The sequence below is a fragment of the Streptomyces sp. Isolate_45 genome (assembly GCF_024721315.2).
In the GTDB taxonomy this organism is placed as follows: Bacteria; Actinomycetota; Actinomycetes; order Streptomycetales; family Streptomycetaceae; genus Streptomyces.
The window spans coordinates 1-13,512 of record NZ_JANFAK020000198.1 but is presented as its reverse complement, the minus strand read 5'-3'; the positions used below and the strand labels follow the sequence as shown (position 1 = coordinate 13,512).

General features: G+C 73.3%; 12 protein-coding genes. All 12 read right to left on the bottom strand.

Annotation, left to right across the window (positions count from 1 at the left end):
* Window positions 1-24: 24 nt before the first annotated feature.
* The 12 genes from NOD94_RS36125 to NOD94_RS36070 all read right to left on the bottom strand — a co-directional run bounded on the left by NOD94_RS36125 (window position 25) and on the right by NOD94_RS36070 (window position 13,162).
* Window positions 25-768 carry a nucleotidyltransferase domain-containing protein gene (locus tag NOD94_RS36125; protein WP_281210464.1) on the bottom strand — a complete coding sequence of 248 codons (744 nt, stop codon included), beginning with the start codon at window positions 766-768 and terminating at the stop codon, window positions 25-27.
* A gap of 3 nt (window positions 769-771) precedes the next feature.
* Window positions 772-1,848, bottom strand: coding sequence for an ADP-ribosylglycohydrolase family protein (locus tag NOD94_RS36120; protein ID WP_281210463.1), 1,077 nt, complete (start codon window positions 1,846-1,848; stop codon window positions 772-774).
* Window positions 1,845-2,609: an NUDIX domain-containing protein gene (locus NOD94_RS36115; protein WP_281210462.1), complete on the bottom strand. Its 765-nt coding sequence runs from the start codon at window positions 2,607-2,609 to the stop codon at window positions 1,845-1,847. The genes NOD94_RS36120 and NOD94_RS36115 overlap by 4 nt, the downstream gene beginning before the upstream one ends.
* The gene (locus NOD94_RS36110; RefSeq protein WP_281210461.1) at window positions 2,606-3,694 is read right to left on the bottom strand and encodes an AAA family ATPase; all 1,089 of its coding nucleotides are present in this window, start codon (window positions 3,692-3,694) and stop codon (window positions 2,606-2,608) included. Before NOD94_RS36110 ends, NOD94_RS36115 begins: the two co-directional genes overlap by 4 nt.
* Window positions 3,691-4,299: a nicotinamide riboside transporter PnuC gene (gene pnuC / locus NOD94_RS36105; RefSeq protein WP_281210460.1), complete on the bottom strand. Its 609-nt coding sequence runs from the start codon at window positions 4,297-4,299 to the stop codon at window positions 3,691-3,693. Before pnuC ends, NOD94_RS36110 begins: the two co-directional genes overlap by 4 nt.
* Window positions 4,300-4,433: 134 nt before the next feature.
* The gene (locus NOD94_RS36100) at window positions 4,434-5,972 is read right to left on the bottom strand and encodes a pseudouridine synthase (protein WP_281210459.1); all 1,539 of its coding nucleotides are present in this window, start codon (window positions 5,970-5,972) and stop codon (window positions 4,434-4,436) included.
* On the bottom strand, window positions 5,972-6,631 hold the full coding sequence (gene scpB / locus NOD94_RS36095; RefSeq protein ID WP_281210458.1) for an SMC-Scp complex subunit ScpB: 660 nt from the start codon (window positions 6,629-6,631) through the stop codon (window positions 5,972-5,974). The genes NOD94_RS36100 and scpB overlap by 1 nt, the downstream gene beginning before the upstream one ends.
* Window positions 6,628-7,851 carry a segregation/condensation protein A gene (locus NOD94_RS36090; protein WP_281210457.1) on the bottom strand — a complete coding sequence of 408 codons (1,224 nt, stop codon included), beginning with the start codon at window positions 7,849-7,851 and terminating at the stop codon, window positions 6,628-6,630. Before NOD94_RS36090 ends, scpB begins: the two co-directional genes overlap by 4 nt.
* Before the next feature lie 97 nt (window positions 7,852-7,948).
* Window positions 7,949-8,458, bottom strand: a complete 510-nt coding sequence (locus NOD94_RS36085) for a hypothetical protein (protein ID WP_281210456.1) — start codon at window positions 8,456-8,458, stop codon at window positions 7,949-7,951.
* Entirely contained in the window at window positions 8,443-9,480 is a 1,038-nt protein-coding gene (locus tag NOD94_RS36080) for a ParA family protein (protein ID WP_281210455.1), read from the bottom strand. Before NOD94_RS36080 ends, NOD94_RS36085 begins: the two co-directional genes overlap by 16 nt.
* A gap of 449 nt (window positions 9,481-9,929) precedes the next feature.
* A complete protein-coding gene (ald, locus tag NOD94_RS36075; RefSeq protein WP_281210454.1) occupies window positions 9,930-11,045 on the bottom strand; it encodes an alanine dehydrogenase in 1,116 nt (371 codons plus the stop codon).
* A gap of 152 nt (window positions 11,046-11,197) precedes the next feature.
* On the bottom strand, window positions 11,198-13,162 hold the full coding sequence (locus NOD94_RS36070) for a tetratricopeptide repeat protein (RefSeq protein WP_281210453.1): 1,965 nt from the start codon (window positions 13,160-13,162) through the stop codon (window positions 11,198-11,200).
* Window positions 13,163-13,512: the final 350 nt, after the last annotated feature.

Genomic DNA, 13,512 nt, shown 5'->3' with positions numbered 1-13,512 from the left:
ACGGACCCGGCGCGGCGGGGCGGGCTACGCGCCGCGCGCGCGGACGACGAACGCGTCGAGCGCGTCGAACGCCGTCGCCCGCTCGGGCAGGGCCGTCGCGGCCTGCGCCGCGTCCAGTACCGCGTGCAGGGCCTCGTAGTCGGCCGTCGGCGGCGGTCCGGCGTACCCGCCGTGCTCGGCGGCCACCTTGGCCTCCACCAGGTCGGCCAGGTACGCGGGTGCCTCGGGCACCTCGGCGAGCAGGGTCGGCAGGTGTGCCCGCACCTCGCCGGAGCGCATCAGGTGGATGCCGGTGAGCAGCGCGCGGAAGGTGTAGAGCAGCGGCTTGAGTTCGCCGCTCTTCCCGAAGAGCCGCCACTGGGTACCGGCGAACCCCCGGTAGTGGTGGGCGTGGTGGGAGGTCAGTACGCCCGGGGCGAGCGCCACGAGTTCCTCGTGGGCCGGTGTGGTGTGCACCACGAGCGGGGACAACAGCTGCTCCAGGACGTAGCCGTTGGGGCGCAGCATGAGACCGGCGAACTTGCGCAGGTCATGGGTGACGAGGTCCATCTCCACCCCGTCGTCGTCCCACATCCTGGTCCGGGTCAGCTCTGGGTCCCGCAGGCCGAGCAGCGCCCGCGCGGGCAGCAGGTGGACGCCGCGCAGGTCGACGTCGGAGTCCCTGGAGGGGAAGCCGTACAGGTGGGCGCCGGAGACCGTGGCGAACAGCAGCGGGTCGGGCTCGCGGGCCACGACGGGGCCCAGGTCGAGGGTCATCGCGTCGAGCACGGCTCAGGCCTCCCAGAGGGCGCCGAAGGCGAGGAGCTCGTCGCGGTACTCGATGCGGCCCTCCCACTCGCGGGGCCAGACGTCGGCGCCGAGGTGGGCGCCCGCGAAGGCGCCGGCGAGGCAGGCGATCGAGTCGGAGTCGCCCGCGGTGCAGGCGGCGCGGCGCAGGGCGAGGAGCGGTTCCTCCGGGAAGAGCAGGAAGCACTGCAGGGCGGTGGCCAGGGCTTCCTCGGCGATCCAGCCCTCGCCGGTGGTCAGGCAGGGGTCGGTTTCCGGGGAGGGGGTGCGCAGGGCGGCGGTGAGGCGGTCCAGGACCGCGAGGCACTCGTCCCAACCGCGGGCCATGAAGGACTCCGGCGAGGCGTCGGATGCCGTCCGCATCCACAGGTCGCCGAGCCAGCGCTCGTGGTAGCGGGTGCGGTTCTCCAGGGCGTACGAGCGCAGCTGCCCGACCAGGCCGGTGACTTCGGTGCCGCGGGCCAGCAGGTGGACGGCGCGGGCGGTGAGGTCGGAGGCGGCGAGGGCCGTCGGGTGGCCGTGGGTGAGGGCGGACTGGAGCTGGGCGGCGCCGGCGCGTTCCTCGTCGGTCCAGCCGGGGACGAGGCCGACGGGCGCCACGCGCATGTTCGCGCCGCAGCCCTTGGAGCCGATCTGGCTGGCGTCCCGCCAGTCGCGCTCCGGGGTCTTCAGCAGGTGGCAGGCCTTCAGGCAGGTGTTGCCCGGTGCCCGGTTGTTCTCCGGGGACTGATACCAGTCGACGAACTCCTCCCGGACCGGGCGGGCGAGCCGCGTCGGGGTGATCGGGCCGCGCGCGGCGGCCGTGCGGATGCCGCGCGCCAGGGCGAGCGTCATCTGGGTGTCGTCGGTGACGATCGCCGGGCGGGGCAGCGCCATCTGCCGCCAGGGGCCGGTCTTGGCCAGGATCGCGGGGACGTCGTTGAACTCGGTGGGGAAGCCGAGGGCGTCGCCGAGGGCGAGCCCTATGAGCGCACCGGTCGCGGGGCGCTTGCCGGCCGACCCGGCGGTGTCGGTCGTGGCGTTCGTCGCGCCGGGTGTCGCGTTCGTCGCGTTCGTCGTCATCGCGCAGGGCCTTCCGTCGGGCGCAGCAGGGGTGGGTGGAGGGCGGTCGCGGGTCCCGCCCGGTAGAGCGCGGCGGGCTTGCCGCGGCCGCCGGTGAGTCGGGCGGCGCCGGGTACGGCTTCGACGAAGCCGGGCGTCGCGAGTACCTTGCGGCGGAAGTTGGGCGGGTCCAGGGAGGTGCCCCAGACGGTCTCGTAGACGGCCCGGAGCTCCCCGAGGGTGAAGTCGGGCGGGCAGAAGGCCGGGGCCAGGCAGGTGTACTCCAGCTTGGAACCCACCCGCCGCCGGGCGTCGGCGAGGATCAGCGCGTGGTCGAAGGCCAGGTCGGCGGCGTCCCCGACGGGCACCCAGCGGGCCCGGTCCGCGTCGCCGCCGCCCTCCGCCGCGGGCTCGGGCATGTCGGGTACCAGCGCGGTGAAGGCCACCGACACCACCCGCATGCGGGGGTCCCGGTCCGGTTCGCTGTAGGTGCGCAGCTGTTCCAGGTGCAGGTCCGCGACGAGGGAGCCGTCGAGTCCGGTCTCCTCGGCGAGTTCGCGGCGGGCGGCCGACTCGGCGGACTCCCGGGGCAGGACGAACCCGCCGGGCAGCGCCCAGGACCCCGCGTACGGGTCCTGGCCGCGCCGGATCAGCAGGACGTGGAGGGCGCCGGCGCGGACGGTGAGGACGGCGAGGTCGACGGTCACCGCGAACGGCTCGAAGGCGTGGGGGTCGTAGCCGGCCGGATCATGGTCGCCGCCGCGCGGCCCGGGCCCGCTCACCGGTTCTCCGGCAGCGGGTCCGCGAAGTGCCGGCCTGCGGCGAGCAGGGCGTCCACGGCCGTGACGGCCGCGGCGAGACGGGTCGCCCGGTCTCCGCGCAGGGTCAGGAAAGGGCGGCCGGTCGCCGTCAGTTCCTCGCGGAACCGGCCGGTCATCCAGGGCCTCAGCCGCGGTCCGTCGCGCAGGCCGTCGTCCTCGAAGGGGACGTCGGCGTCGTCGGTCAGCAGGTACAGGTCCCGGCGGGTCAGCGCGGCGGTCTTCTCGACCTCGGCGTTGCGGCCGCCCATGTAGCGCTCGTGCCAGATGCCGGTCGCGAAGGAGTCGGTGTCGCAGAAGAGCACGGGCGAGCCGAGCCGGGCCGCCCGTTCCTCGGCCTCGTCCTGCCGGCGGGCGATCACCGGGAACTCCCGCGAGGCGAAGGTGACGTCGGACCAGGAGGCGGCCGGGTCGGCCGCCCGGGCCGCGGCGAGCTTCTCCTCGCTGTACTCGCGCCCGTACTCGGCGACCCAGCCGGTCCCCGCCCACACCCCGCCCCGCGCCCGGTAGTGCGCGGCGAGGTCCCGGGAGAGGGTGGTGGTGCCGGTGGACTCGGCGCCGAGCACGACGACCCTCCGGGTCAGGGCGGCCCGCACGGCGGGCCCCAGGAACTCCCAGCAGGCCACGGGGTCGGCCCGGACGGCCGTGCCGGAAACCGGGAACAGCTTCCGCGCGGGGTCGACGCACACCTCCTGGGCCCCGAACCGTCGGGCGAGTTCGGTGCCGTAGGCCTCCGAGGTGAAGACGGCGTCGACGGGCCGGCCCACCGCGCTCCGGAAGATCGCCATGTGCGCCTCCCAGACCGCCGGGTCGTGCAGGTCGACGGGGATGTCGTCGACGGCTCCGACCACGTCCGCCCCGGGGTGCGCCTCGCGCATCCAGGCGACCCGGTCGGCGAGGGGCACCGACTCCACGGAGGCGGCGCACACCAGGACGGTCAGCCGCTCGCACCGGTCCTGGGCGGTGCGCACCAGGTGGTGGTGGCCGGCGTGGGGCGGGTAGAACTTGCCGAGCACCAGTCCGTGTCCGAAGCGCTCGCCGCCGCTCATGCCGTCGCTCCCACGGCCTTGCGGAGGTCCCCCGCGACGAGCGTGCGGCGCCAGCCGATCAGCCCGGCCACGCACAGGGCGAGGAAGCCGACGTACAGGACCGAGGTCAGGTACAGGCCCTTGTAGGCGTAGAGCGGGATGTAGACGAGGTCGGCGGCGATCCACAGCCACCAGGATTCGAGGCGCTTGCGGCACTGTCCGTAGGTGGCCATGAGCGAGAGGCCGGTGGTCAGCGCGTCCCAGAACGGGACGGTCGAGTCGGTGGCGCGGTCCAGCAGCAGGGTCAGGGCGGCGGTCCCCACCGCCCCCGCCACGAGCAGCCAGGCCCATTCGGCGCGCGTGGTGCGGCGCACCGGCAGGGCTCCCGTGGCGCCCGGTCCACCCCCGTGGGTCCAGGACCACCAGCCGTAGGCGGCGAGGGCGATGAAGACGATCTGGAGCCCGGCGTCGGCGTAGAGGCCTGCCTGGGTGAAGAGCACGATGAAGAACACGTTGTTGGCGATGCCGACGGGCCAGTTGGCGATGTGCTGCCGGGCCACCAGCCAGACGCAGACGGCCCCGGTTGCGAACCCGAGGATCTCGGTCCAGCTCGTACTCCAGCCCATGGCGGCCCCCGCGTGTTCGAAAGTTCCCGACCTTTAATGGTCAATGTGACTATAAACAGCGGAGGGGGTGCCGGGCAAGCGAAGAGCCCGCGGCGCCAGGGGCACCGCGGGCTCTTCGGGGTCGTGCGCGGGGACTACAGGCCGACCTCGCGCATCAGCATGCCGACCTCGGTGTTGGTCAGGCGGCGCAGCCAGCCGGACTTCTGGTCACCGAGCTCGATCGGGCCGAAGGAGGTCCGGACGAGCTTCTCGACCGGGAAGCCGGCCTCCGCCATCATGCGGCGCACGATGTGCTTGCGGCCCTCGTGGAGGGTCACCTCGACCAGGTAGTTCTTACCGACCTGGTCGACGACGCGGAAGTGGTCGGCGCGGGCGTAGCCGTCCTCCAGCTCGATGCCGTCCTTGAGGCGCTTGCCGATCTCGCGCGGGAGCGGGCCGGTGATCGCGGCGACGTAGGTCTTCTTGACGCCGTACTTCGGGTGCGTGAGGCGGTGGGCCAGCTCACCGTGGTTGGTGAGGAGGATGATGCCCTCGGTCTCCGTGTCGAGCCGGCCGACGTGGAAGAGACGCGTCTCACGGTTGGTGACGTAGTCGCCGAGGCACTGGCGGCCGTCCGGGTCCTCCATGGTGGAGACGACGCCGGCGGGCTTGTTCAGCGCGAAGAACAGGTACGACTGGGTGGCGACCGTCAGGCCGTCCACCTTGATCTCGTCCTTCGGCTGGACGCGCTTGCCCTGCTCCAGCACGATCTCGCCGTTGACCTCGACGCGGGCCTGCTCGATGAGCTCCTCGCAGGCGCGGCGCGAACCCATGCCGGCGCGGGCGAGGACCTTCTGCAGGCGCTCGCCCTCCTCCTCGGCACCCGGGAAGGTCTTCGGGGTCTTGATCACGGGCTTGTCGGCGTACCGGTCGCGCACGCGCTCCTCGATCCGCGCCTCCAGCTCGCGCGGCTTGGACTGGCCGCTGCGGCTGCCGGGACCGCTGCGCGGGCCGCCGGCCCCGCCGATGCCGGGGGTCCTGGAGGTCTTGGGGCCGCCCTTGGCGCCACCACGGGCCGCCGCGCCGCGGGCACCGCCGCCGCCCGCCTTGGCTCCGCCGCGGCCGTTGCGCTCGCCCTCGGGGCCGACGTCGTAGCGGCGCTCCTCGGGGCGGGGGTTGCGGATGCGGGGCGCCGGCTGGTCGCGGTCACGGTCACGCGAGTCGGAGCCGCCACCCTGGTAGCCGCCGCCCTGGTACCCGCCGCGGGAGCCGCCACCGCTGGAGGAGCCGCCGCGGTAGCCGCCGGAGCTGCCGCCGCTGGAGGAACCACCGCGGTAGCCGCCGGAGCTGCCGCCGCTGGAGGAGCCACCGCGGTAGCCGCCGGAGCTGCCGCCGCTGGAGCCGCCGCGGGAGCCGCCACCGCTGGAGGAGCCACCGCGGTAGCCGCCGGAGCCGCCGCCGCTGGAGCCGCCGCGGGAGCCGCCACCGCTGGAGGAGCCACCGCGGTAGCCGCCGGAGCCGCCGCCACTGGAGCCGCCGCGGGAGCCGCCGCCCGAGCCCGAGCCGCCACCGCGGTAGCCACCGCCCGATCCGGAGCCCCCGCCGCGGGAGCTGCCGCCGCGTGCGCCGCCACCGCCGCCGCTGCTGTTCCTGTTGCCGCCGCCGTTGCCGTTACCGTTGCCGCTGCTTCGCATCAAAGTTCCGTCGTCTTGTCGTCTTCTGAGGTATCCGGTGCATCCGGATCGAACGACGGAACACCCTCTTGCGTCTCGGCTTCGATCGCGTCCGCCTCGGGGAGGAAGGGCGCGAGCTCCGGGAGCTCGTCCAGGCCGCGCAGGCCCATCCGCTCCAGAAAGTAGTTCGTCGTCCTGTACAGGATCGCACCTGTTTCGGGTTCCGTCCCCGCCTCGGTCACCAGACCCCGCTGCAGGAGGGTCCGCATGACCCCGTCGCAGTTGACTCCGCGGACCGCCGAGACCCTCGACCGGCTGACCGGCTGGCGGTACGCGACGACCGCCAGGGTCTCCAGCGCCGCCTGGGTGAGGCGGGCCTGCTGACCGTCCAGGACGAAGGCCTCGACGGCCTCCGCGTACTCGGGCCGGGTGTAGAACCGCCAGCCCCCCGCGACCGGCCGCAGCTCGAAGCCCCTGTGCTGCGCGGTGTACTCGTCGGCGAGCTCGCGCAGGGCGTCGGCCACCTCCCGCGGGCTGCGGCCCAGCACCTTGGCGAGGTGGTCCGTCGTCGCGGGCTCGTCCACGACCATCAGCACGGCCTCCAGGGCGCCCTTCAGCGCCCGGCCGCCCTTCGGCGCCGCCGCGTCGTCCGTGCCCTGCTGATCCGGGGCCTGTGTCATTCGCCCGCCTCCACGACCTGGTCGAATTCATCGGTGACCTTCGGCATCCCGTCGCCGTCCCCGCCGCTCCAGCGGACGGTCAGGGTCCGCAGGGCCTCCTCCTGGTCGAGGACCACGGCCCGCTCCCGGTAGAGCTCCAGCAGCGCCAGGAACCGCGCGACGACGGTCAGGGTGTCCGGGGCGTCCTCGGTCAGCTCCTGGAACGTGGCCTCGCCGCGCGCCTTGAGCAGGCGTACGACGTGTCCCGCCTGCTCCCGCACGCTGACGAGCGGCGCGTGGATGTGGTCGACGTACACCTCGGGCTTCGCCTTGGGCTGCATCGCCCGCACGGCAAGGCGGGCGAGGCCCTCGGCGCCGATGCTGATGACCACCTCGGGCAGCAGGTCGGCGTGGTGCGGCTCCAGGCCGACCGTACGGGGGTGGCGCCTGCCCTCGTCCTCGGCCCGCAGCTCGAAGATCTCGGCGATCCGTTTGTACGCCCGGTACTGGAGGAGCCGAGCGAAGAGCAGGTCGCGGGCCTCCAGCAGGGCGAGGTCCGCCTCGTCCTCGACCTCGGCGGCGGGCAGCAGCCGGGCGGCCTTCAGGTCGAGCAGGGTGGCCGCGACCACCAGGAACTCGGTGGTCTGGTCGAGGTCCCAGTCGGGGCCCATGGCCCGGATGTGCGCCATGAACTCGTCGGTGACCTTGGACAGGGCCACCTCGGTGACGTCGAGCTTGTGCCGGGAGATCAGCTGGAGGAGCAGGTCGAAGGGGCCCTCGAAGTTGGCGAGCCGCAGCGTGAACCGCCCGTCCGAGGCGGTCCCGCCCTCCCGGGCGGACTCCGGCGCCGGTTCCGGGGCCGGCGGGTGTGCGCATTCCGGGGCCGCTACCCGTACGGGTTCCGGGGCGGGCTCCCGCGCGGGTTCCGGGGCCGCTCCGGGCGCAGGTTCCGGGGGCGCTCCGGGCACGGGCCCCCGGGCCGCTCCGGGCGCCGGTTCCTGTGCCACTTCCGGCGCCGCTTCCGACGCCGACTCCCCCACAGGTTCCCGGGCGGGCTCCCGCGCCGTCCGGTGCGCGGCCTCCTGGCGGGGCTCGGTGGGGGCTCCGGCGCCCCGGGGGGCCTCGGGGGCCCCACCGACCGGCGCGTCCCGCGGCGGGTCCGCCTGGGGCTCCTCGGCCGTTCCCGGCCCGCGGCCCAGGCTCCGGCGGGTCGGGCGGGCGGGGAGGTCGTTCGGGGGCATCGCGGTCCAGGGGTGGTGCGGAGGTTCGGCTTACGGCCGGGCGGGCACGGCCCGCCCCCGCACGCAGCCTATGCCCCGGACCCCCGCGAGGGCCGGATCAGCGGCCGCGCAGGCGGCGTACGAGGATGCTGGCGTCCCCGCGGGACTCCAGGTCCGCCAGGACCACGGCGACCGCCTCGCGGACGATGCGACCACGATCGACGGCCAGCCCGTGTTCGCCGCGGAGCACCAGCCGCGCGTGCTCCAGGTCCATCAGCTCTTCGGCGGAGACGTAGACCGTGATCTTCTCGTCGTGCCGCTCGCGACCGCTGGGCCGCCGGTTCGCGCCCCGGCCCTGCCCCTTGCCGGACCGGGGCGAGGACGCCCCGGCGGCAGAGGCAGAACCTTCCTGCGGCCTGCGCTGCGCGCCGACCGCCGGATCGCCGGCCTCCCGGACGCGGGCGTCGCCCGTGGTCCGCGCCGTGCCGTCCGCCGGAGCGGCCGCGTGTTCCGTACCGCCGGCCGGCGCCTCGTCGGCGCCCCGCCTCGGCGAGGACGACTGGAGGGCCATCCCCCCGGTCGTGCGGAACAGTTCGTCGGCTCCGGGCAGACTCACTCGGCGGGACACCGGGCGAGCACCTCCCTGGCCAGCTGGCGGTAGGCGGCGGCGCCGACGGAGTTCGACGCGTACGTGGTGATCGGCTCACCGGCGACCGTGGTCTCCGGGAAGCGCACCGTACGGCCGATGACCGTGTGGTAGACGTGGTCGTCGAAGGCCTCGACCACGCGCGCCAGGACCTCGCGGCTGTGCACCGTGCGGGAGTCGTACATCGTGGCGAGGATGCCGTCGAGCTCCAACTCCGGGTTGAGCCGCTCCTGCACCTTCTCGATCGTCTCGGTCAGCAGCGCGACACCGCGCAGCGCGAAGAACTCGCACTCCAGCGGGACGATGACCTTGTGAGCCGCCGTCAGGGCGTTCACTGTCAGCAGACCGAGCGAGGGCTGACAGTCGATCACGATGTAGTCGTAGTCGGCCATCAGGGGCTTGAGGGCCCGCTGGAGCGTGGACTCGCGCGCGACCTCGCTGACCAACTGCACTTCGGCGGCGGAGAGGTCGATGTTGCTCGGCAGCAGGTCCATGTTGGGGACCGCCGTCTTGAGCAGCACCTCGTCGGCCGACATGCCCCGCTCCATGAGCAGGTTGTAGACCGTCAGGTCGAGTTCCATCGGGTTCACGCCGAGGCCCACGGACAGGGCGCCCTGCGGGTCGAAGTCGACGAGCAGCACCCGCCGTCCGTACTCGGCGAGGGCGGCACCCAGGTTGATGGTCGACGTGGTCTTGCCCACGCCGCCCTTCTGGTTGCACATCGCGATGATCTTCGCCGGGCCGTGTTCGGCCAGCGGACCCGGGATCGGGAAGTACGGCAGCGGGCGTCCGGTCGGGCCGATCCGCTCACGGCGCTGGCGGGCAGCGTCGGGGGCGAGGGTGGCCGCGTACTCGGGGTCCGGTTCGTACTCCGCGTCGGGGTCGTAGAAGTGCCCCTCGGGCACATTTGCGTAGTCGGCGAAACCCACGGGCTTGTCGCCGCTCGGGTCGCCGGCCCTGGAGTTCACGTCTAGGCCGTCCATGCTGTTTCGGGGCGTCGTCATGTGCTGGTGGTTTGCGAAGGTGCGGACCGCGACGGAGCCGACAGCTTCGAGCCCGGCAGGACCCTGGCCCCGCTCAGGCGTCCCTGCTCGACCACCTCCAGGAGCAAATGTCGACTCATTCACAAGTCGTCTTACCTCCTCGGACGTGACCAGGACACTTATCGATAGGTCAGCGTTGCACCATGCCGACGGTTGGCGACTCTATGGCGTGTCACCGCTCAGCGGCAACACAATCCACCGGACCCGACGCGTTGTGTCGGCAACCGAACACGACTCTGTCAAGGGCGTGCGAGCTGTCACTGCGAAGTTTCGCGGGTGTGCGAAAGGGTTAAAGGGTTACGTTCGAGGCGAGTTGAGCCGGGTCTGCGGGCACCCCGCAAACGCGTCCGGCCGGACCTCGCGAGCAAGGTCCGGCCGGATACGTGAGATTGACGTCAGTCGTTGACGGATCAGCCGAGCAGCGTGCTCAGCTCAAGGGTCTGAAGGCCGTGGGCCTCGGCGACGGGACCGTAAACGACCTGCCCGTCATGGGTGTTGAGGCCCAGCGCGAGCGCCGGGTCGCGACGGAGGGCCTCGACCCAACCGAGGTTCGCGAGCTGCACGATGTACGGCAGGGTCGCGTTCGTCAGCGCGTAGGTGGAGGTGTTCGGCACCGCGCCCGGCATGTTGGCGACGCAGTAGAAGACCGAGTTGTGGACCTGGAAGGTCGGCTCGGCGTGAGTGGTCGGACGGGAGTCCTCGAAGCAGCCGCCCTGGTCGATCGCAATGTCGACAAGGACACTTCCGGGCTTCATCCGGGAGACGAGCTCGTTGGTGACCAGCTTCGGGGCCTTCGCACCCGGGATCAGCACCGCGCCGATGACGAGGTCGGCCGCGAGGACGGCCTTCTCCAGCTCGTAGGCGTTGGAGACGATCGTCTGGATCTTCGTGCCGAAGATCTTGTCGGCCTCGCGGAGCTTGTTGATGTCGCGGTCGAGCAGGGTCACGTGGAAGCCCATGCCGATGGCGATCTGCGCCGCGTTCCAGCCGGAGACGCCACCGCCGATGACGACGGCCTCGCCCGCGGAGGTGCCGGGCACGCCGCCCGGGAGCACGCCGCGGCCGCCGGCCGAGCGCATCAGGTGGTAGGCGCCGACCTGCGGGGCCAGCCGGCCCGCGACCTCGGACATCGGGGCGAGCAGCGGGAGCGCGCGGTTCGCGAGCTCGACCGTCTCGTACGCGATGGCGGTGGTGCCGGACTCCAGCAGGGCGTCCGTGCACTCGCGGGAGGCCGCGAGGTGCAGGTAGGTGAAGAGCGTCTGGTCCTTGCGGAGGCGGTGGTACTCCTCCGCGATGGGCTCCTTGACCTTCAGGAGCAGGTCCGCGGTCGCCCAGACCTCGTCCGCCGTGGCGAGGATCTCGGCGCCGGCCGAGACGTACTCGACGTCCGTGATCGAGGAGCCGACACCGGCGTTCTGCTCGATGAAGACCTGGTGGCCGTTGCGGACCAGCTCATGCACGCCGGCGGGCGTGATGGCGACCCGGAACTCGTTGTTCTTGACCTCGCGGGGGATGCCGACCTTCATCGTCGATCACGGTCCTTGGCTCAGGGGAAAATACGGGCTACTTCCATACATACCCGCCCACAAGAACGCGCAACGGGATGCACCACGGGATGCCGCGGTGAACCCAGTCTAATGAAGGATGAGTCGCTGTCTAGCCTTGCAAACGAATAATCTCAGTCGGAAGTACTACGGATTTCGCAGGCTGCGGGGTCATCTCCCAGCAATCTGTCGGCTGCGGAGCGGTGCAGCCTGGCAGCCGCGGGGTCGCCGAGCCGGTCCAGCGTGTCGGCCAACCGGACCTGCAGGGCGGCCTGAAGTCGCAGGTCCTCGGCCCTGCGCGCCAGCTCGATCGCCTCGCGGCAGGTGTGCAGGGATTCCTCGGGTCGGCCCGCGTACTCCTGGACCCGCGCCATCTCGCTCAACGCCTTTGCCTGGCCCGGAAGATCGGCGAGTTTGCGGTAGCCCGCGGCGGCGGCCCGCCAACTGCGCAGCGCCTCCCCGTACCGGCCCGCGTAGGTGTGCACGTTGCCCAGCCGCCCGTACAGCCTGGCCTCGTCCGCGCGCTCGCCCCGGGCGAGTGCCTGGGACAGGGCGCGGCCGAACCAGTCGGAGGCCCGCTGCCAGTCCGCCAGCTCCTGGTACGCGCCGCCTACGGATTCCATCGCGCGGCCGGTGGCGTACGGGTCCTTCGCGGCCTTCCCGGCGTCGAGAGCGGCCCGATAGCGCTCCAGGGCCTCCTGGGTGCGGCCCGTCTCGGCGTCCAGATCGGCCAGGTTCAGCAGCGCGGCGGCCTGCTCGCGGTGCAGCTGACGCCGCTCGGCGACGCCCAGGACGAGGCGGTGCAGCCCGTACAGCTCGGGGGCGGCGGCCTCGGTGCCGCGGTGCTCGGCGAGCGCCCTGACCAGGGCGGACACCAGCCGCCGGGCCAGGGTGTCGAGGTCCCCGTCGGCGACGGCGAGGGTGGCGGCCGCCGACAGCGCGGGCAGCCGGGTGTCGAGCCAGACGGCGGCCGCGCGCCGGTCGGGGAAGCGCAGGGCCCGGGGCATCCCGTCGAGCCGCTCCCGCAGCAGGTCCTCGTCCTCCTCGGCCATGGAGCGGCAGGAGGTGAGCAGGCGTACGGTCCGCTCCAGCATCCGGGCCCGGGCCAGCTGGACCTCGGCCGGCCGCTCCTTGGCCTCCAGCAGGGACTGGAGCAGCGGGGCGAGGCAGCCGGGCAGCAGGAACAGGCCGTCCGGGGCGTGCCGTACGAGGCCCAGCCCGGCGAAGTCCTCCAGGGTGGACTGCGCGGCGGCCACCGAGCACCCGGCGAGCGCGGAGGCGGTGTGCGAGTCGAGCATCCCGGCGGGCGCGAGCGGCAGCAGCCGCAGGGTGCGCTGGGCGGGTTGCGGGAGGGACTCGTAGACGAGCCGGAAGGAACGGGCGAGCGGGCCGCTGGTGCCCGGCGGCATGTCGTGGAGTTGCTTGGCGAGGTCGGCGACGGCCGCCTTCGGGTGGGCGGCGAGCCAGCCGCCGGCCAGCGCGAGCGCGGCCGGTTGTCCCCCGCACTCCTCGGCGAGGGTCTCGGCGGCGCGGGGGTCGACGGTCACGCGGGTGTCGCCGATGTGCTGGGCGAGCATCTCGACGGCGGAGGGGGTGTCCAGGCCGCCGAGGGTGCAGGGGCGGACGTCCGGGATCCCGGTGAGGGGCCCCTCCGCGGTGACGACGACCAGGCACTCGGGCGTGTCCGGCAGCAGGGCGTCGACCTGTTGCGGGTCGGCGGCGTCGTCGAGGAGGAGGATCGCCCGCCGTCCGGCGAGCGCCTCCCGCAGGGCGGCGCTCAGGTCGTCCTCGCCCGCGCCGGGCGGGGTGGGTCTGCCGAGGCCTTCCAGGAGGGTGCGGACGGCCCGTTCGGTGGCCACCACCTCCCCGCCGGGGCTGGTCAGACGGACCGTGAACAGTCCGTCGGGGTACTGGCCCGCGACTTCGCGCACGAATGCCTCCGCGAGGGCGGTCCGGCCGGAGCCGGGCCGTCCGGCGACCAGCAGGACCCGCGCCCGGGGCGCCTTGGCCTTGCGGCCGGAGAGGGTGTCGAGCCCGGTCCGCGCGATGTCCTCGCGCAGCTCCTTGAGCTCACGCCGCCGCCCGACGAAATCCGTCACGGATCCGCTCCTCTCCCTGCCTTCGGGTTGCCGAGCGTAGTTCACGCAGAGCGACGGACCGGGTGGAGCGCGGCGGGTAGATCCCCCAATCGGATCAGCGGATGGTCCGCTTTATCGCGTGCCGCCCGTACGTCACGGCTCCGCCACCGGACTCCGGCCCCTGTAGCGGGCCCGCCCCCGGCCCGGCGCAGGCCGGAACGGGGGCGGGGGCGGAGCGGTGACGTACGGGCGTGGTTCCGCGGCGGGGGGGGGGGGGGGGGGGGGGGGGGGGGGGGGGGGGGGGCGGGGCGGCCCCCCCCCCCCCCACCCCCACAACAATATCCAAATAAGTCGCGCCACCCACAGGGCGG

Bases quoted from the DNA above. Each gene is read 5' to 3' on its own strand.
- NOD94_RS36120 (WP_281210463.1), bottom strand. From the start codon at position 1,848: ATGACGACGAACGCGACGAACGCGACACCCGGCGCGACGAACGCCACG.
- NOD94_RS36110 (WP_281210461.1), bottom strand. From the start codon at position 3,694: ATGAGCGGCGGCGAGCGCTTCGGACACGGACTGGTGCTCGGCAAGTTC.
- pnuC (WP_281210460.1), bottom strand. From the start codon at position 4,299: ATGGGCTGGAGTACGAGCTGGACCGAGATCCTCGGGTTCGCAACCGGG.
- NOD94_RS36100 (WP_281210459.1), bottom strand. From the start codon at position 5,972: ATGCGAAGCAGCGGCAACGGTAACGGCAACGGCGGCGGCAACAGGAAC.
- scpB (WP_281210458.1), bottom strand. From the start codon at position 6,631: ATGACACAGGCCCCGGATCAGCAGGGCACGGACGACGCGGCGGCGCCG.
- NOD94_RS36090 (WP_281210457.1), bottom strand. From the start codon at position 7,851: ATGCCCCCGAACGACCTCCCCGCCCGCCCGACCCGCCGGAGCCTGGGC.
- NOD94_RS36080 (WP_281210455.1), bottom strand. From the start codon at position 9,480: ATGACGACGCCCCGAAACAGCATGGACGGCCTAGACGTGAACTCCAGG.
- ald (WP_281210454.1), bottom strand. From the start codon at position 11,045: ATGAAGGTCGGCATCCCCCGCGAGGTCAAGAACAACGAGTTCCGGGTC.